Source organism: Paraburkholderia sp. JHI2823 (genome assembly GCF_038900695.1).
In the GTDB taxonomy this organism is placed as follows: Bacteria; Pseudomonadota; Gammaproteobacteria; order Burkholderiales; family Burkholderiaceae; genus Paraburkholderia; species Paraburkholderia mimosarum.
Map to the genome: position 1 here is coordinate 18,561 of NZ_JAYMRY010000024.1, position 18,769 is coordinate 37,329.

An 18,769-nucleotide genomic window follows, 5' to 3' on the forward strand; every position below is an offset into this window, starting at 1 on the left:
TTGGCCAATGGTGCGCCTAGGTGACCATGTGGACGCTTGCCTTGGCAAGATGCTGGACGCCAAGAAGAACAAAGGGTCGCCTCAACCGTATTTGGGTAATAGCAATGTTCGATGGGGAGCATTTAACCTCGCTGACCTAGCTGAGATGCGATTTGAGTCTCACGAAGAGGCGCGCTACGGACTGGAGCCAGGAGACCTTGTCGTTTGTGAGGGAGGGGAACCTGGGCGATGCGCAATCTGGACCGCTGCGCCGGGCATGAAGATTCAGAAGGCCCTTCATCGAATCAGACCGAAGGCCACTCTCAACAATTACTACCTTTTTTACTGGTTCCGCCATGCAGCGAAGGCGGGACTTCTTGAGCCGCACTTCACCGGCACAACAATCAAGCATCTGACTGGAAAGGCCATTGCCGCAATAGAGATTCCGCTACCCCCGGTCGAGACTCAAATTGCGATGGTCGAAACCCTGAAGAAGCTGGATGAGCGCATTGACCTCCTGCGCCAGACCAACGCCACGCTCGAATCCATCGCCCACGCCCTATTCAAAAGCTGGTTCATCGACTTCGACCCGGTGCGCGCGAAGGCCGAAGGCCGCGAGCCGGAAGGCATGGATGCGAAAACAGCTGAGTTGTTTCCTGATGCATTCGAGGATTCGGCGCTGGGAGAGATTCCGCGAGGGTGGACAGGCATTCCTTTCGGCGAGCTTTTGAGCTTTGCTATTGGTGGCGATTGGGGAGCCGAAGGTCCAACGGATACGTGTACCCAACCGGCGACCATTATTCGCGGCACTGACATCCCAGATATTGCGGCGGGTCAGTTCGACGAAGTACCACGACGATTCGTTAGCCCGAAGAAATCAGAAAAACGCACACTCCAAGACGGTGATTTGGTAATTGAGGTTTCTGGTGGCAGCAAGACGCAACCAACGGGGCGCTCGTTGTATGTGACAGACGGTATGTTAGCTAAATTGGGTTCGACAGCCGTACCCACAAGTTTTTGCCGACTATTTCGAGCGGTTGATGCTCATACGGCACTGCTGCTACGCCAACATCTAGCCGCTATCTATCAAACAGGAAAGATGTGGAATTACCAAGTTCAGAGTACGGGTTTGGCAAATTTTCAAACCCAGCATTTTCTGGACGCGGAGATAGTCGTCATGCCGCCGCCCCCCGTCCGGAAAGCTTTTTTCGATATTGTTCGCCCTTTGATTGACCGGGCTTACTCAGCACCAATCGCCGAGCTTGTAGCCCTGCGTGACACGCTTCTCCCCCGCCTAATCTCTGGCAAACTCCGCCTCCCCGAAGCCGAGGCCCAACTAAACGAGGCGCTTGCATGAGCGGCATCACCGAGGACGCAGTCGAACAGGCAATGCTTGAATGGCTTGCCGCTCTTGGTTGGCAGACCGCCCACGGCCCCGACATTTCGCCCCCGGACGCCAAGACGCCAGGCACCGAGCGCGACACCTATCGCGACGTGGTGCTACGCCACCGCCTGGCTGCCGCCATCGCGAAGCTGAACCCGCACATTCCCCCTATCGCGCGCGACGACGCACTGCGACATGTATTGAGTCCGAACGTACCCGGCCTCGTCAACGCCAATCGCCAGCTTTACCGCTGGCTCGTGGACGGCGTGCCGGTCGAGTTCCAGAAAGACGGTGAAACACGCGGCGACCGCGTGCGCCTGGTTGACTTCACCGACGTTGCCGCGAATGACTGGCTCGCCGTCAACCAGCTCGCCATTCAGGGGCCGAAGCAGCTTCGTCGCCCAGACGTCGTGCTGTATCTGAACGGCCTGCCAATTGTCGTGGTCGAGCTAAAAAACCCCGGCGATGAGAACGCCGACATCTGGGCCGCCTGGAACCAGCTCCAGACCTATCACCAAGACATCCCCGACCTGTTCAACGCCAACGCGCTAGAGGTCATCTCGGACGGCACCACTGCGCGCATGGGCTCTCTCACGTCGAACAAGGAACGCTTTCTGGCTTGGCGCACCATCGACGGTCGTGAAACCGACCCGCTTGGGGCGATGCACGAGCTGGAGACCCTGACGCGGGGTCTGTTCCGGCGCGACTACCTGCTCGACTACCTGCGCCACTTCATTCTGTTCGAGGACGACGGCCAGCTCGTCAAAAAGGTTTCTGCTTATCACCAGTTCCACGCTGTGCGCGCGGTCGTGCAAAGCGTGCTGCAAGCCTCAGCCCCTGGTGGCTCGCGCAAGGGTGGCGTGGTCTGGCATACGCAGGGCGCGGGCAAGAGCATCGAAATGACCTGTCTGGCAGGTGCGCTGATGGCCCACGAAGGCATGGGGAACCCAACGCTCGTGGTCGTGACCGACCGCAATGACCTCGACAACCAGCTATTCGGGGTGTTCGCGGGGGCCAGCGAGCTGTTGCGAGAAACTCCGGTACAAGCTGACACCCGGCCTAAGCTGCGCGAGCTTCTGGCAAACCGCCCATCGGGTGGCATCATCTTCACGACTATCCAGAAGTTCACACCTGGCGCTGACGAGGATACCTTCCCTGTGCTGTCCGACCGCCGCAATATCGTCGTGATTTGCGACGAGGCACACCGCAGCCAGTACGGTTTCGACGCCCGCCTGCCGAACACGGATAGCAAGGGTGAAAGCACGGCTGTCCGCTACGGCTACGCACAATACCTGCGCGATGCGCTGCCGGAAGCCACGTTCGTCGCGTTCACCGGCACGCCGGTATCGCTCGATGACCGCGACACGCGCGCCGTATTCGGCGACTACGTCCATATCTACGACATCGAGCAGGCTGTGAAGGATGGCGCTACGGTGCCCATCTATTACGAAGGCCGCCTCGCTAGCCTGGAGCTGAAAGAGGACGACGCCAGCGAACTCGATGACGAGGTGGACGAACTGACCGAGGACGAGGAAAGCGACGAAGCGAAAGTCGCCACGCTGCGCCGCTGGGCCGCGTTGGAGAAAATCGTCGGCGCACCGCCGCGCATCCAGAAAATCGCCGCCGACATCGTCAACCACTTCGAGAACCGCCAATCCGTGATGGACGGTAAGGCGATGATTGTCGCAATGAGCCGCGACATCTGCGTGCACCTCTACAACGCGATTACTCAGCTTCGCCCGGAATGGCATAGCGACGACCCAACGCAAGGTGCCATCAAGATTGTGATGACCGGTTCGGCGTCAGACAAGGCAATGCTCAAGCCGCACATTTACCCGAAGAAGGTGCGCGACGACCTCGAAAAACGCTTCAAGGACCCAGCAGACCCGTTCAAGCTCGTCATCGTCCGCGATATGTGGCTGACCGGCTTCGATGCGCCGTGTCTGCACACCATGTACATCGACAAGCCGATGCGTGGCCACAACCTGATGCAGGCCATTGCGCGCGTGAACCGGGTGTTCAAAGACAAGCCTGGTGGCCTTGTGGTCGATTACATCGGCATCGCGAATGAGCTGAAAGCGGCGCTCGCCACATACACCCAAGCACACGGGCGTGGCAGACCGACTATCGACGCTCACGAGGCTCTGGCCATCCTCGCCGAAAAGATGGACGTGCTGCACGACATGCTGCATGGAGTCGATTACGCGGCGTTCCGTATACAGGCGTGGCAACTTCTGCCCGCCGTGGCGAACCATGTACTCGGTCAGGACGACGGCAAGAAACGTTTCGCCGACACCGTGCTTGCCGCGAGCAAGGCGTTCGCGTTGTGCTGCACGCTCGAAGAAGCGCTTGCCCACCGCGACGAGCTGGCTTTCCTGCAAGCCGTGAAGGCCGCGCTCGTCAAGCATGATGGCGCGGACAAGGCGTTAACGGACGAGCAGAAGGAGCACGCGCTGCGGCAAATCATCAGCCGCGCCGTGGTTAGCGACCAGGTTATAGACATCTTCTCTGCGGCGGGCCTGAAACGCCCCGACATCAGCGTGCTCTCTGATGGCTTCCTCGAAGATGTGCGGCACATGCAGCAACGCAACTTGGCCGTCGAGTTGCTGGAGCGCCTGCTGAAGGACCAAATCAAATCACGCTTCAAAACCAACGTCGTGCAGAGTGCGAAGTTCTCTGAGTTGCTGCAACAGAGTCTGACGCGGTATCGCAATCGCGCCGTCGAGACCGCCCAAGTCATCGAAGAGCTGATAGCGATGGCGAAGAAGTTCCAGTCCGAGGCACAGCGCGGCATGGAATTGGGCTTGAGCCCTGACGAAATAGCGTTCTACGATGCACTGGCGACCAACGAAGCCGCCGTGCGTGAACTGGGCGACGACACGCTCAAGAAAATCGCGGTCGAGCTGGTCGTGAAGCTGCGAGGCTCCGTCACGGTTGATTGGGCGAAGCGTGAAACCGTGCGCGCCAGGTTGCGCGTCATGGTCAAGACGCTGCTCAAACGCTATAAGTACCCACCGGACCGGCAGGAGGAGGCGACTGACACCGTGTTGTCGCAGGCAGAATCACTTTCGTCAGCTTGGGTTGGCGCGTAGGCGGGAACTACGAGGCAGCGAAAGCACAAGGGATTCGGACTAAAACTACACCAGATGGAAAGAACAACAGCCACCTCATGAGGCGGCTATTGTTCTCGCGCTTGCCACGTCAGCCAGTCGCCGTTCATTGACCTTCGAACGTTCGTTTCTGTGACAGCGAACGAGAGACGAAGGGCGCAGCTCCAATCCAAGCCCTAGTTTGAACGCCAGCCTCTTCTGACGCAAGTAGGCGCAGCATGAGACCGCATCGCGAACGTAGTACTGAGGCAAGCGCACTGAGGAATCCACATGCTTCGAAAAGGTTTTGGCCGCGCAATTTAATGCAAGTAGCATAAAATTCACGGTTCATCTAAAGTTTTGCGAAAAGTTGCCGTTTAAAAACGGCACAGTGGAATTAGGCCGTATAGCAATTTATGCTATATGATTGGTTCAGTTGCCACATCGGACGTCCGGCTACAAAGCTGGGCAAACAAGAAAAGCGAATGGTGATTTGTGAATAATTGGCTACGGGTTTCGATATCTGAGGTTATCAATCAACGATTAAATGACGATGCCCGAACTACGAGTGCCACGTATTTGGGCTGGCCGCGCAATCAAATTTTTCGAGATGTGATTGGCAGTGGTCAGGCGGACTTTGATACTGGCGTTGGACATTTGACTCCAGACGACCGCGCGCTCTTATACGCAAAATACAACCAAATACGACACCTTGATGAGCTTTCGCATGCCTTCAGACGTTTGCTGGGACAAAGCGAAAAAATCCATAGACCGACATTGATTGATGTCGGCTGCGGTCCTTTTACTGCAGGCCTTTCTTTTGCGGAGTGCTTTGGTACGCAAGGGCCATTTCGCTACTTTGGTGTAGACCGCGCTCAGAGTATGTTGCGATTAGGTTACTCGCTCGCGCAAGAGGCGAAAGCCCGCGATGCGATGCATTCTCAGACAACATTGAATTTCGAGCAGAACCTTGGGGACCTCGATTTCGGGTATGCGCGGGGTGAGTGGACGATTGTCGTTGCGTCATACTTGCTTGCGAGCCCGACGGTTGATGCCAGTGAACTTGTGCGTGAAATCGTTGATGCACTCCAGCGGGTAGGTCCCGGACCTGTCGCCGTCCTGTACACCAATAGTGCCCACGAATACGCGGATGCCAAATATCCGCAGTTCCGCGATTCCTTCGTCGAAGCTGGATTCACCGTAGAGGTTGACGAAATCGAGTGGTTTACGGACACATCTAAGGAACCAAAGCGCTTGCACTACGCTCTGCTGTGTAGGCCAGCACAGACAACGATTGCTGTCCCAGGAATTTTGTGATGAAGTTGCCAAAGTTGGACGAGCTGTTTAACGAACAAAAAAAGGTGCAGTTCTGGGAAGAGGACAAGAATCTCTTCGTTGCTGGCCCCCCGGGTTCAGGGAAAACAAGTCTCGCAGTTTTTCGAGCTAAATTCCTAAAGAATCTCGGGAAGAGTGTAGCCGTTGTAACGCGCAACAAAATGTTGGCGGCGTTGACAACTCAGCTCGACGGCGATGGATTGAAGACGTATACGATGAATCAGTTTGTGGGGACCGTCTTCTATGCACGGACCAAAAAATCGTTGCCTCAGTTCGCTCCGTTTGTTTATAACTGGGCAGCCATCATGGATGCCTCGGCTGAGGTCGACGAGGTTCCGGACCTCGACCATCTTATCGTTGATGAAGGTCAAAATCTTCCAGCAGCGTTCTTCAACTGGGCAGTTCGCTATGGGGCAAAGAACCTGACGATTTTTGCGGACGAGGACCAGACTACCGATTCTGAACGCTCTTCGTTCTCGGATATCTGCAATGCAGGTATGCCCCTTCCAGAAAGATTGACCATGAATCACCGCAATACAGCGGAGATTGCGGCAGTTGCGGAGCACTTTCATCGTTCGAAGTCACTTCCGCCTGCGATTGTTCAGCGGCGTCGAGGAGGTGAAGTTCCCCGCCTAGAGCGCTATCAAAGCTGGGATGACCTCGTCGCTCAGGTGTCGCGACGTCTTGTCAACCGCGCTCAAGTGATTGGGGTCATCGTATTTCGTCGTGACGAGGTACAGCTCTTACGTGACATGCTGAAGGCTGCGCTCCCGGACGATGCACGTGTCGAAGCATATGTAAGTAATGGGCCCGACCTACCCAATAGTTTTCGCTTGCTTGAGCCGGGTGTAACCGTCATCAGCAGCGAATCCGCGATTGGGTTGGAGTTCGATGTTGTATATTTGCAGGATTTGCATAGGTCGTTGCCGTGCCACGTCCCTGAGGATTTTCGTCGCATGTACATGCTGTGCGCGCGGGCACGTGATAGCCTAGTTTTGGTCAATGGGCCAGAAGCGTTGAGCCCCAATCAGATATCGCAACTTCCAGGTCCAGATTTACTCTCCAGATGACAAGACAAACTGACGCTCAATTGGACCTGCTCCCTGTCGACGGCGAAGGCCATGCTGGCTCCCGCCGGAGAGAGGACGCGCACCCGCGTTTGGCGTTTACGCTCGCTAGCATGGACTGGTTGAGCTTTCTGGCCGATGAATGGTGGGTGCCACCCGTTAGCGATGACGCTATCCGTCTGGGGGTTGAGGGCATCTGCGAAGAATCAACGAGGGAAGGCACGTTCGTTGTGGTCTGGGTTGACGCACAGCGTCTTCCGAAGTTGGCTGTCACCATACATGGCAAGGGTGGATGGCGCGCGGGGACCATTGAGGACATTGTGGATGGAGACACTGAAATTCTCTTCGCCGGTCCAATTCCGCTAGCTGCTGTGGCGGCCTTTTCCGTGGCAAGCGAAAGAGACCGAGCTCGCTTGGTCGCAATGAGCCAAAGCTACAGCAATGTCGGAGCCTCTCCGCATCCCATCGATGTGCGAGCGACCGTCGTCCGGTCGCCGGCCTCCGGCGAGCCGGTGGTCAGCGACCGCTATTGTCCACCTCGCAAATGGAACGCCATTCGAGGGGCAGCCGCGATGTCGCTGTACGCAGTGCCTCTCATTGACCCATGGCTGGATGTCTTCTGTGAGTCGCTTTCGACTGAAGGTGCACGTGAAAATGCTGCTACAGCCTTGGGAGCGCCATGGCTTGCAGCACCGATTTGGGAGAGGTCGTCGAGAAATGTGGCGACAATGCCGCTCTGGGCGTCGATGTGCGAAATTCTTGGTGCCGTCAATTACAGGGAAGAGTGGCGGCCGTCAGAGCTACTCGACACGATTGTCGAAACCGCTGTTGACCTGGGAGCAAACGCAGCGAAGCTAGGCGAGCTCCGGGAGCACACACATGCACTTTTGCTCGACAGAGTCTCTATCGATGCACGGCGGGCGCAGCACGACCCGCTGGGTTTAGTGCTGCAACTTGTGTTGCTTCGCCCGACGGTAGACCAGTTTGTTACCTGGCTGGAAGACCAGCGGTCAATGCCTCCCGCCGTTTGGTGGAGTGGAGCAATGCTCTCTGGTCTGTTAACCGGGATGCGCGACCTTGACCCGCAATATAGAGGTCCGAGAACTGCTCGGGAATTTATGGCAGTGCGTACATGGCGGTTGTTCGGTGGCGATGGGGCGGCGGCAACCTGGCCGGACTCGTACGGTGCGAAACAGACATGGACGTTGTCCGGTGAGAAGATTCAGTTCGCGGATGATACGCACGCATGGGCAGAGCGAAAGCAGACGCGCCGTGGGGAATGGTTCCGCGCGAACTTCGACGATGCGCCTACGTATCAGGCCGCACTTGCGCTTTCGAGACGTATGCAGCCAGCCGCTTTGCGCCGCTGTGTCCGAATTTCGGATGCTGAGCTTCCCTTCTCAGGAGAGGGGAAGGTGAGCGTCGATAAGGCGGGTACCAAGCTGAAGGTAAAAGGCTCCGTAAGCATCGCCGTGAGCGACACAGTGTCCATTGAAGACGAGCTTGATGTAGACCAATTCAGAGACTGGATTGTCGTTGGAAGCGTTGCTGAGTCGCTGCCGTCTGTACCCGCGTCTGGCCTGTCCGCAGTGAGCCAGAGGGTTGCGACTGAGCGCACAGAAGACTCTTTATCGCAGAACAGAATCCAAAAACAAGTGCTGCGACATCCAGACGACCCGCCAGGGTTGTCAATGATTCCGGATTTCATCTCGCAAGCTGAAGAGCAGTCACTACTCGAGCAGATTGACAGCAACTCTTGGCTTACGGTCCTCTCCCGTCGTGTACAACATTATGGTTGGAAGTACGACTACAAGGCCAGGAGCGTAGAGTCAAGTGCTTACATTGGGCCTCTTCCGAATTGGGCCGCTGAACTGGCCGATAGGCTGGTGAAAACTGGGCTCGTCACCCAGAGGCCCGACCAAGTCATTGTTAACGAGTACGTCGGGAACCAAGGAATAGGAAAGCACGTTGATTGTCCCGAATGTTTTGACGGAGCAATCGTAACTATAAGCCTCGGAGAAGCTTGGACCATGCAGTTCGTAGAGCGCAGCGGGAGTGGAAAGGTCGGCAAGCTCTTGCCGCGCTGCAGTGCGACGGTTCTGGATGGTGAGGTCCGCAGTAGTTGGACGCACGAGATTCCGAGGTTGAAGAAAGAAGGTTCAGTCGTACGTGGTCGGCGAGTTTCGATTACCTTTCGCAAGGTTGTGGCCACGACTGCGAAGCCGAAGCGCCAAGCGCGACCAAAGAGCTTCAATTCATAATCCGCTAGCAAGCGCGGCCTTTAGCCGAAGCCACGGTCAGGAAGAAATTTTTGATTGCGGCCACGAGCGAAGCGACTGTTGGGCAAAAGGTTGAAGGCGCAGTCAGGAAGTCGTCAAAGGCGCTTGCGGCCTCGTGATTCGAGGCTTACTGCGGTGGGGTTCGATATTCAATCGAGCAGCGTGCAATCGATGCTGCTCGGAACCGCGCAAACCGCGAATCGTGGCTTGGCACGTCAGGGGAACAGCTTGTGGACGGAATCTTCGTAGCGCTGCTGAGGATTCAGACCGGAGGTGTCCAGCCCGTATGTCCGCAGAAGCCAGCGTGATTCGCCACCGGGTTCACCGTCGACGGTCGTTCGGCCATGGAGACCGATTCGATTGTTGACGAGCAAAATGTCGCCTGGCGCGATTGCGATGCCAATCGCGCAGGTTTTGCACGCCGCTTCGAACGCCGCGACAGCGTCTGCTGCCGCCCCTTCGTTGTCTGCGCCGGCGCTGCTGTGGCTGTAGCGGACCCACAATTGGCCGTTGACATCGAAGAGAAACTCGCCGCCGTCGACCACGTGTTCCTCTCCAAGGATGCGCTGCGTCCCCCCTCGGAAGGTCTTTTGTGCCCAGATGATGAACTGCGGCTGTTTGAGTTCTGCAATCTGGCCAGCGGTAAGATGCGGGAGAATCTGCGAGAGCGGCATCACAGTCGTCTCTGCATTCGTCGGGTTTCGCAGACCTGAGAGGCAAACAAAATCCGGCGAAGGAGCGATACGAACCTCCTCGCTATCGAGGCGTCCACGCACCGGAAAGCTCACCGCGTCCGTATGACCCTGCATCGACTTGCGGGATTTTACGGAGAAATCGCCTTCACCCGGGATGATGACGAGGTTGACAAACAACTCGCCGTCGTTCTCGGAGCCATACGAAACCGTATCGAGTCCGAGCGTTGCAATTGCCCCAATCGACGATGCCCGGGCGAGAAGCGTACCTTCCGCGTTGGGGAGCGGCAAAAAATCTTCTGGCGTCGCAGGGAGGCTTGCCGCGTCAAAGGCGTTGGGCAGGTGGATGTACGCCTCCGTCCATGCCTGCTCCCAAAGAGCGTTCACGTCCGTGCCCGTTCGCGCTAGCTCGTCACGAACCACCTTGCTCAGCTGTTCGCCCGTGCTCACCGGGTCCGCGAGGCATTCGCACGCTTCTTCAAATGTCATTCCTGCACGCCATTGGTGCACGGCTGCTCGGACAGCGGCGGAAAATTCAGCGTGAATCAGGGTGGCCCCCAAGTTTGATATATTGTTGATACATGCTTATACTAAAGACAAACCATCATACTGTCCAGCATGCGACCGAAGATTCTGCCCCAAACTGATGCCACGCGCGCGGCCCATTTGTTTGCCCAATGGGCGCATCTGATTTGCGTCCTGTCTGCGAATGCGAAATTTCGTGCGGATGCTCAGGACTCAGCTGTGAGATGTACCGTCACTCTCCCGAATGAAGAGGTGCTAGATGTGTCAGCTGGCTCCGCTGAAGCAGCGGCATTGGAAATGATGAGTACGCTCAACTCGAGAGTTCTGGAGGCACACAGCGACACCGGCTGGGACACTGAATACCAAAAAATACTCGATAAAGGTCATGAGCCCACGGAGGCAGTTATGCATAGCGAATCTCAGCACCGCGCCAGCGAAACGAGCCGTACGAAGGAGCGCCAAGACACCATTGGTGTCAGCAGCAAGAAGGCACTGCAATTGGCTGTCGGAGAATTAGCAGACCTTCGGGGAGATTCAGTTGCAGCGATTGCACGGGAACTTGTGGCAGATGGCTTTGAGGAATTTCAGAGGCGGAGTCGAAAGGAGAGTCCCACTAAGCTGCTCACGAACTATGAGTCGAGATTGACTGCGCTTGACGGTGATGACACTGTTCAATGGATGGTCAGGTTGAGCCGCCATTTGTCTATCCGACTGAAGCTAACTGCCAAGGAGTATGGGAAATCCTCGTCCCAGCTTGTTGCAATGTGCATGGCTGATTCGCTCTCTCGGCAACAGCGCTTGGTTGAATCAGCTGCCACTGAGGCAGAACTTGTCTTGGCACGCGCCGCTGTCGCAGGAGTCAAGGGACCAAAAGTGCGGCGATTGGCGGTGGATGTCGGAATTGGCAATTACGCCCCGCTTGTCAGTGGAATGCTCGCGGGAACTATTGAGACGCCTCCAAAGCTGCTTGAGGCAATATCGGCAAAACTGGAAGTGTCCCGCATTGCACTCCAGCAAGTGCTCACAGAGTCGTTTGAAGAGTCCACTGTGCCGGCATTCAAGTCCGAAGATGTGAAGCCACACGTACACTTGGAACCTCAGAAATGGGAAGATGCAGTCAGGTCATTGGCATTGTCCGATGACGAAACTACCAGACTGATGAAGTTCAAAGACTAACGTCACTGATGAACCCATTCGAGCGGGCACGTACCGAAGCAAACAACCTTCGGCAGCTATTGTTGAATCGCTGTACAAAAGGTCTGCCAAACAGCCTTGAACTGCTCTCGTCCGTCGAGGATGAGCTTGAGCTCTGTATTGAAAAGGTTCCGGCAGCTTTTGCTGCCTTGGGTGGCGGCGGTGCTGTCCTCAAGAGAAAGGAATGCTTCATCTACGTTCGGAACACCGTCAGCGACGATGAATATTCGTACTTGGTTGCTCATGAACTAGGGCACTGGAAGCTAGACGCTGATAAGCCCGAATTGACTATCGCCGACCTCAAAGCATTGATGGGAAGCGAAGGCACTCCCGCAGCAATAAAGGTTGAAGCCTACGGTGCCCGCGAGCGTCAGGAACTGCAAGCGAATGTCTTCGCCCGGGAACTGCTGCTGCCTCGGGAGGTTGCAGCAAGTCTGTGGCGTCAAGGCAAAGGCCCTCGTGAGATTGCGCACGCCTTGGTGCTTCCTTTGGAATTGGTCAGGCAGCAGATGCTGGACGGCGTGTTACTGCCAAAGGCAGCGTCGGTTGTCCCTCGGGATTTGCCAGTTCCGAGCGAGGACCAAAAGGTCGCAGCCGAGGCTCGTGAGAGATTCGTGAACGTCGTCGCTGGTCCCGGAACTGGCAAGACGACTACGCTTGTACACAGAGTCAAGTACCTCATTGAGCAGCAAAATGTAGACCCAAGTCGCATTCTGGTCCTCACCTTCACAAACAAAGCAGCATTCGAACTCGTCGAGAGGCTTCGTGTCGCGGGTATCCAGCGTGCCGCTGACATCTGGGCGGGGACGTTCCATGCCTTTGGCTTAGAATTTCTGAGGAAATACCATCAGCATTTTGGCCTTGACCAGGACGTGCTGGTCGCAGACAGGTTGCACGAGATAACGCTTCTTGTGCGCAATCTTCCGACCGTCGATTTGCAGTATTACCTACGAGTTGAAGACCCTTATGACTGGCTTCAGACTGTCCTCAAATGTATCCAGCGCCTTAAGGAAGAACTGGTTAGCCCAGACGAGTATAGGAAAAGACTGACGTCACTCGGCCCGGCTTCGGAAGAGCTCCAGCGGGAACGCGAAGACATTGCCGCACTGTATGAGCTTCACGAGCGTTTGCTCTCAGAGGCGAGAATGGTCGACTTCGTTGACCTGGTTGCGAAGCCGGCGCTTCGGATTCGAGAGGATAGAGATAGCGTCGCAGAGTTTGCAAATCATTTCGAGCATGTGCTCGTAGACGAATATCAGGACGTCACCGAGGCAATGGTGATGCTCGTTCGCCAGCTCGCCATGCGTGCAAAATCGCTATGGGTTGTGGGAGATGTGCGTCAGGCAATACATCACTGGCGGGGTGCGTCCGTAAGAAGCCTGATGAAGTTCGAGCAGTCCTTCAAGGGAAGTGGAGACACGTCGAGTGCTAGGAAGTATTCGTTAGACTCAAATCGCAGAAGCTCTCTGGAAATCTTAGACCTTTTCTCCGAAGCCGGCCGAGTTCACACATTGCAGGATGAACTGGCGCTAGATGAGATGCACGCAGTCAACGGTAAGAGCGCTTACTTGCCACAACTAGTTTCGTGCGTTGAGAGAATTGATATCGCTGAGGCAATCGCTCAGGAGGTGCTGAGGCAGAACGAAGAAGGTAAAGGTATAGCATTCCGAAATCAGGCTATTCTCTGTAAGCGTAGTGCTGACATTGAGTTTATGTCGGACTACCTGCGCCGGTCCAAAATTCCTGTTCTGCACATCGGCGAGCTGGCGCAGCGTCCTGAAGTGAAGCGGCTGGTCTGCCTTATGCAGCTCTATTGTGAGCGCGAACCTCGGGCTCTCGTGGGTCTGGCGAACGTACCCGGTCTTTCGATGCCGTGGGTGGACATTCACAGACTGCTCGAGTGCGCGCACGGCGATGTAGCGTGGCAGAGAGGTCGGTGGCTCGGAAAGACGTTTGAGGGTATGTCGGCACTGGGATGCGCTGCCAGTGAGAACTTGCAGACATTGCTGCGTGGCTTCACCCGTAACACAAATCCGTGGCAATTCGTCTGTGACTTGCTTTTGGAACGTCGGTTTTCGGTTCCGCATCCTGATGATGTTTCTCTCGAAGCACAGACTATTCGTATCGCTTTGTGGCAGTTCGCGTACTCGGTTCGCAATGGAGATGGCGACGTCCGACAGGCACGACTATCGCGGTTTTTGCTGCGAGAACAGCTGCGGCAGCGTATCGGAGAGACTTATTCAGACAGAGAGCTTCCGCCAGAGGCTTCTGAAATGGATGCGGTACGTCTGCTAACCGTCCACGGCAGCAAAGGACTCGAATTCACATCGGTCCATGTCGGGTATGTGGACCCCGCATTTTTTGGGTCCGAACCTCCGAGGTGGGGAGCCTCTGAGTCGATTACCCATCTCGTTCCACCAGCAGTGCTAGGCAGCTCTGACCAAGAGTTTGCGTTCGAGTCGGCAATAGAGAGAAACAATCTTTTCTACGTGGCTTTGTCCAGGGCGAAGCTTCGTCTGCAGCTTTACGAAAGCGGCGTGCGCAAGTCGTCGGAGAGGCTGGCGCAGCTTCGCAATTGCGGAGTGAAGTACCAGCTCCGAAAGTTCAATGCGAGCGCAGCCGCTCCTGAGGTTAAGGGCAAAGCGAATACGCTTCAGGCGCAGGCACGAGAGCGCATTTCGCTGGATGAATTCGAAGCGTATATCCGCTGCCCACTGCAACATCACTATCGCTATCGCCTTGGACTTAGGCGTGAACAGGATACGGACATTTCGATAAGAGCTCGTTGGGCGGTTATGGCGACGCTCCATGCCATCGCGCAAGGTGGTGCAAAGCCAAAGGACGCGTTTGCTGCCGCTTGGGAGAGCCAACAGCTTCCGCCGAAAACAGAGGATGCGGCGCTTCAGCGAGACGCTGTCATCGCCTGTCAACGAGGTCTGAATGTTCTGCGGAACAACGACGGACTGCTGCACGAGTCTCTCGTCGCGAGAATAGGTGGAATTGAAGTTGAGCTGCCTTGGATTATCGAAAGCTTGGGGCCGGAATACCACATGATTCGATTCTCGTCCCGAGGGGCAACCGCTACCAGAGATACCTTGCGGCCACTTCTGCTCGACTTGGTCGACCGGGACTCTGGGCCGTTGGTTCTCCACACCTTGGTCGCTCAGAAAGAAATCGAAGTCGAACAGAGCAAGTGGTTGGAGCGAACCGGCGCGTACAAGGCTGCGCTGCGTTTTAATGCCAACGACCGAGGCCCGAAGCCGGGAAGACATTGTGGGCGTTGTGCTTACATCGGGCTGTGTCCGGTTGTGCCGGTTTGACTTGGTTCGGAGAAGCGCGCTGCATCGGTGTAGCGAGGACCGCACAAGCCCGACCTATTCGGGACCGGTCAGAGTGCTATGACTACGGTCGCCAACCTCTGACTCCGCCCGCCCGCACGTGTCTATAATCGGCACGTCCAAAGTCGTTTTCCACATTGTGAAAAATAGGGGCGCTATGGCGCTTACCCATGTTCCATACATGGGTTTGCGACACGATTTGGTGGTTCTGGGGCGACGCAAGCCGCCGCTGGAGGCCGCTATACGGTCTTTAAACGACATTATTTGATGCTACCGGACGACATTCTTTGGATAACTCCACAGCAGCATCATCATCCTGTTTCGCTTCCGCTACGTTCCATCGAAACTTAGTCGTCCTCTGCAAATGATCGACTCCGCGCCTCTGTGGTCACAGCGGCAAAGCGTGCGTCGAAAGAATCTCCTTCAACACCATGAAGCTGCGCACCTGGCGCACGCCCGGCAAGTACAACAGCTGCTCCGCATGCAGCTGGTTGAAGCTCTCGTTGTCGCGCGTGCGCACGAGCATGAAGTAGTCGAATTCGCCAGTCACGACGTGACATTCCACGCAGCCTGACACCTTCTGGGCCGCTTTTTCGAACGCGGCGAACGCTTCGGGCGTCGAGCGATCCAGCACGAAGCCGATCACCACCAGCATGCCCGCCCCGAGCGCCTTCGGGTCGAGCAGCGCGACGATTCCTCGTATCAGTCCCATCTCCTTGAGCCGTTCCACGCGCCGCAGGCACGCGGGGGCGCTGAGCTTCACCTTCGCGGCGAGGCTGACGTTCGAGATCGAGGCGTCCTGCTGCAAATGCCGGAGGATCGCGCGATCGATGCGATCGAGGGCGGCTGGCTCATTCGGCGCCGCGGATGGGTGTCTGCATAATTTCATTGCGTCCTTTCCTGGTTTAGCGAATTAAAGATTTACGACGATGGTGATCGTCGATCTAAACGTAGGTCGATGGAATTGTTTTCGCAAGCTCATTTCGCCGCAATCCGCCTACCATTCCTCCATCGGGTTGCGCTTGCGAGGCGCCCCGACCGTTGATTACGCCCTGTGTGAACCGACCTTCCGGAGCCATCCGATGAACCTCCAGCGCTTCCCCCGCTATCCACTGACGTTCGGGCCCACGCCAATCCAGCCGCTCCAGCGCCTGAGCCAGCATCTCGGCGGCAAGGTCGAGCTCTATGCGAAGCGTGAGGACTGCAATAGCGGCCTTGCGTTCGGCGGCAACAAGACGCGCAAGCTCGAATACCTGATTCCCGACGCACTCGCGCAAGGCTGCGACACGCTGGTCTCGATCGGCGGCATCCAGTCGAACCAGACGCGCCAGGTTGCGGCCGTCGCCGCGCATCTCGGCATGAAGTGCGTGCTGGTTCAGGAGAACTGGGTCAACTATTCCGATGCTGTTTATGACCGCGTCGGTAACATCCAGATGTCGCGCATGATGGGCGCGGACGTGCGGCTCGTGCCGGACGGCTTCGATATCGGCATCCGGCCGAGCTGGGAAGAGGCGCTCGAAAGCGTGCGTGCGGCGGGCGGCAAACCGTATGCGATACCGGCGGGTTGCTCCGAGCATCCGCTCGGCGGCCTGGGTTTCGTGGGCTTTGCCGAGGAAGTGCGCGCGCAGGAGGCGCAACTCGGCTTCAAGTTCGACTACATCGTGGTGTGCTCCGTGACGGGCAGCACGCAGGCGGGCATGGTCGTCGGCTTCGCGGCGGACGGGCGCGCGGAGCGGGTGATCGGCATCGACGCTTCGGCCACGCCGGAAAAGACGCACGTGCAAATCACGCGCATCGCGCGGCATACTGCGGGCCTCGTCGAGCTGAACCGCGATATCACCGGGAAAGACGTGATTCTCGACACGCGTTACGGCGGCCCCGAATACGGTCTTCCCAACGATGGCACGCTGGAGGCGATTCGCCTGTGCGCGCGGCTGGAAGGCGTGCTCACCGATCCCGTGTACGAAGGCAAGTCGATGCATGGAATGATCGACAAGGTGCGCCGCGGTGAATTCGAGCCGGGCTCGAAGGTGCTTTATGCCCATTTGGGCGGCGTGCCGGCGCTGAGCGCTTACAGCTTTATCTTCCGCGACGGTTGAAACAAAGCGAAAGTCGCTTGCGCGCCCGCAAGCGCTCTCGCGTCATGGCCTTTGACTTCGATCACGGCGCGCCTGGCCGCGCGCATCGACAATGAGCACCGTCTACACGTCGTGGGAGTGCCGGGCTCTCTAGCCTCTCCTACGAATTGCGCGCCGGGCTTTCAGCCCGGCGTTTTTTTTTCGAAACTGCTATCGCAATCGCGAACGGAAGGCGAGCGGTCCCGAACGCACCCCTCGTCAGGGCGTCCCGTTTCTGCAATGCGCGGCGAAGCCGGGCCGTTCGGCCAGGCGATCGAAATACCGGGAAACGGCAGGCAAGTGCGGGTGATCGAACGGCGTGCCGAACCAGCGGTTCACCGACAATCCAATGGGAATATCCGCGAGCGAAAACTGCTCGCCGGCAACGAACGCGCCGGTTCCCTGCAACTGCGCGTCGAGAATGCGCATATGCCGGGTCCAGTTCTCGATCGAAAGCGCAATCTCGCTCGGCGCCTGGTGAGCGGGCGACGCTCGCACCAGCCCGGGAAATGCATAGCTCCACGAACGGTTCAGGTCGGTCGCTTGCCAGTCCATCCACTGATCGACACGCGCACGCAGCATCGGGGCGGCCGGATAGAGATGTGCGCCGCCGTAGCGCGACGCCAGATAGCGGATGATGGTATTCGACTCCCAAAGAACAAAATCACCATCCTTGATGACCGGCACGAGCGCATTGGGATTCAACGCGAGGAATTCCGGGTCATGCGTCGAGCGAAAGCCGGTTCCCCAATCCTCTCGCTCGAAGGGAAGATTCAGTTCGACACAGGTCCACAGCACCTTGCGAACATTGATGGACGACGCTTTTCCGAGGATCTTCAGCATATCGAATGGAAAGAGAGGAGGAACATGCGAGTCCAGGATACGTCACGCGTGCGGCCCACGCCATATACACTTCTTGGCGCGCGTGCCGTTGCAGTTCTCGCCGGCGCTTGCAATCCGCTCGCAATCCGTGCATGGTTCAACGACTTGCCGGCGGCAGCCGGCACGAAAGGAGACTCGACGATGTCGCTAGCGCTATATGGCCATCCGTTCTCTTCGTACACGCAAAAGGTGCTGATCGCGCTGTACGAGAACCGCACGCCCTTCGAATTTCGCAGCATCGGCCCCGAAACGCCGGGGCACACGGCAGAGTGGCTGCGGCGCTGGCCGCTGCGCAAGTTCCCGCTGCTCGTGGATGGCGAACGCAACGTGGCGGAAACAAGCATCATCATCGAATACCTGCAACTCGCGCATCCCGGCCCGGTGCGTCTGCTGCCCGCCGACGCCATGGACGCGCTCGAGGTGCGCTTTCTCGACCGCTTCTTCGACCTCCATGTCATGACGCCCGTGCAACGCGCGGTGGACGGCGCGCTGTCCGGTGATCCTTCAATGCGCGATGAAGGGCGAGCGTTTGCCACGGAAAAACTCGAACTCGCCTATGCGTGGCTCGAAGGCCATCTCGCGGGCAGGAACTGGGCCACGGGCGAGAACTATACGATGGCGGATTGCGCGGCTTCGTCATCGCTTTTCTATGCCGACTGGACACATCGCATTCCCGGAACGTATCCCTTGCTGCGCGCATATCGCGAACGCCTGCTCGCCCGGCCTTCGTTCGCGCGGGCCGTGGAAGAGGCGCGGCCATACCGTGCGCTCTTTCCGCTCGGCGCGCCCGATCGCGATTGACGGCTCGCCCACGCGGCATTTGGTAAGGCTTGCTAATCACATTAACGAGCACCTGATAGCGTTCCATGGGCCGTTTGCGGCGCGTGG

At 57.3% G+C, this 18,769-nt stretch carries 12 protein-coding genes; 9 read left to right on the forward strand and 3 right to left on the reverse strand.

The window, feature by feature from the left end; all coding sequences use genetic code 11:
• Window positions 1-7 precede the first annotated feature (7 nt).
• The 5 genes from VSR34_RS23620 (at window position 8) to VSR34_RS23640 (ending at window position 9,115) form a co-directional block, all read left to right on the forward strand.
• Complete coding sequence (locus VSR34_RS23620) at window positions 8-1,336, forward strand: restriction endonuclease subunit S (protein ID WP_342963702.1); 1,329 nt, start codon at window positions 8-10, stop codon at window positions 1,334-1,336.
• The gene (locus VSR34_RS23625; RefSeq protein WP_342963703.1) at window positions 1,333-4,455 is read left to right on the forward strand and encodes a type I restriction endonuclease subunit R; all 3,123 of its coding nucleotides are present in this window, start codon (window positions 1,333-1,335) and stop codon (window positions 4,453-4,455) included. The genes VSR34_RS23620 and VSR34_RS23625 overlap by 4 nt, the downstream gene beginning before the upstream one ends.
• Before the next feature lie 576 nt (window positions 4,456-5,031).
• Window positions 5,032-5,769: a class I SAM-dependent methyltransferase gene (locus VSR34_RS23630; protein WP_342963704.1), complete on the forward strand. Its 738-nt coding sequence runs from the start codon at window positions 5,032-5,034 to the stop codon at window positions 5,767-5,769.
• Window positions 5,769-6,857, forward strand: a complete 1,089-nt coding sequence (locus VSR34_RS23635) for an AAA family ATPase (protein ID WP_342963705.1) — start codon at window positions 5,769-5,771, stop codon at window positions 6,855-6,857. The genes VSR34_RS23630 and VSR34_RS23635 overlap by 1 nt, the downstream gene beginning before the upstream one ends.
• A 110-nt stretch (window positions 6,858-6,967) precedes the next feature.
• The gene (locus tag VSR34_RS23640) at window positions 6,968-9,115 is read left to right on the forward strand and encodes an alpha-ketoglutarate-dependent dioxygenase AlkB (RefSeq protein ID WP_342963706.1); all 2,148 of its coding nucleotides are present in this window, start codon (window positions 6,968-6,970) and stop codon (window positions 9,113-9,115) included.
• A gap of 233 nt (window positions 9,116-9,348) precedes the next feature.
• Here the strand turns inward: VSR34_RS23640 and VSR34_RS23645 are convergent, their stop codons facing one another.
• Window positions 9,349-10,314 carry a TauD/TfdA family dioxygenase gene (locus VSR34_RS23645; protein WP_342963707.1) on the reverse strand — a complete coding sequence of 322 codons (966 nt, stop codon included), beginning with the start codon at window positions 10,312-10,314 and terminating at the stop codon, window positions 9,349-9,351.
• 129 nt (window positions 10,315-10,443) lie between these two features.
• Between VSR34_RS23645 and VSR34_RS23650 the strand changes: the two genes are divergently transcribed.
• Together VSR34_RS23650 and VSR34_RS23655 are read left to right on the forward strand one after the other, a co-directional pair.
• Complete coding sequence (locus VSR34_RS23650; RefSeq protein ID WP_342963708.1) at window positions 10,444-11,526, forward strand: hypothetical protein; 1,083 nt, start codon at window positions 10,444-10,446, stop codon at window positions 11,524-11,526.
• A gap of 8 nt (window positions 11,527-11,534) precedes the next feature.
• Complete coding sequence (locus tag VSR34_RS23655; RefSeq protein WP_342963709.1) at window positions 11,535-14,864, forward strand: ATP-dependent helicase; 3,330 nt, start codon at window positions 11,535-11,537, stop codon at window positions 14,862-14,864.
• 406 nt (window positions 14,865-15,270) lie between these two features.
• Here VSR34_RS23655 and VSR34_RS23660 read toward each other — a convergent pair whose 3' ends face one another.
• Window positions 15,271-15,771 carry an Lrp/AsnC family transcriptional regulator gene (locus VSR34_RS23660; protein WP_342963710.1) on the reverse strand — a complete coding sequence of 167 codons (501 nt, stop codon included), beginning with the start codon at window positions 15,769-15,771 and terminating at the stop codon, window positions 15,271-15,273.
• A gap of 193 nt (window positions 15,772-15,964) precedes the next feature.
• Between VSR34_RS23660 and VSR34_RS23665 the strand changes: the two genes are divergently transcribed.
• Window positions 15,965-16,981 carry a 1-aminocyclopropane-1-carboxylate deaminase gene (locus VSR34_RS23665; RefSeq protein WP_342963711.1) on the forward strand — a complete coding sequence of 339 codons (1,017 nt, stop codon included), beginning with the start codon at window positions 15,965-15,967 and terminating at the stop codon, window positions 16,979-16,981.
• A gap of 237 nt (window positions 16,982-17,218) precedes the next feature.
• Here the strand turns inward: VSR34_RS23665 and VSR34_RS23670 are convergent, their stop codons facing one another.
• The gene (locus VSR34_RS23670) at window positions 17,219-17,842 is read right to left on the reverse strand and encodes a glutathione S-transferase (RefSeq protein WP_342963712.1); all 624 of its coding nucleotides are present in this window, start codon (window positions 17,840-17,842) and stop codon (window positions 17,219-17,221) included.
• Between the two features lie 180 nt (window positions 17,843-18,022).
• On the opposite strand from VSR34_RS23670, the gene VSR34_RS23675 reads away from it, so the two are divergent.
• On the forward strand, window positions 18,023-18,682 hold the full coding sequence (locus tag VSR34_RS23675; protein WP_028231138.1) for a glutathione S-transferase family protein: 660 nt from the start codon (window positions 18,023-18,025) through the stop codon (window positions 18,680-18,682).
• Window positions 18,683-18,769 lie beyond the last annotated feature (87 nt).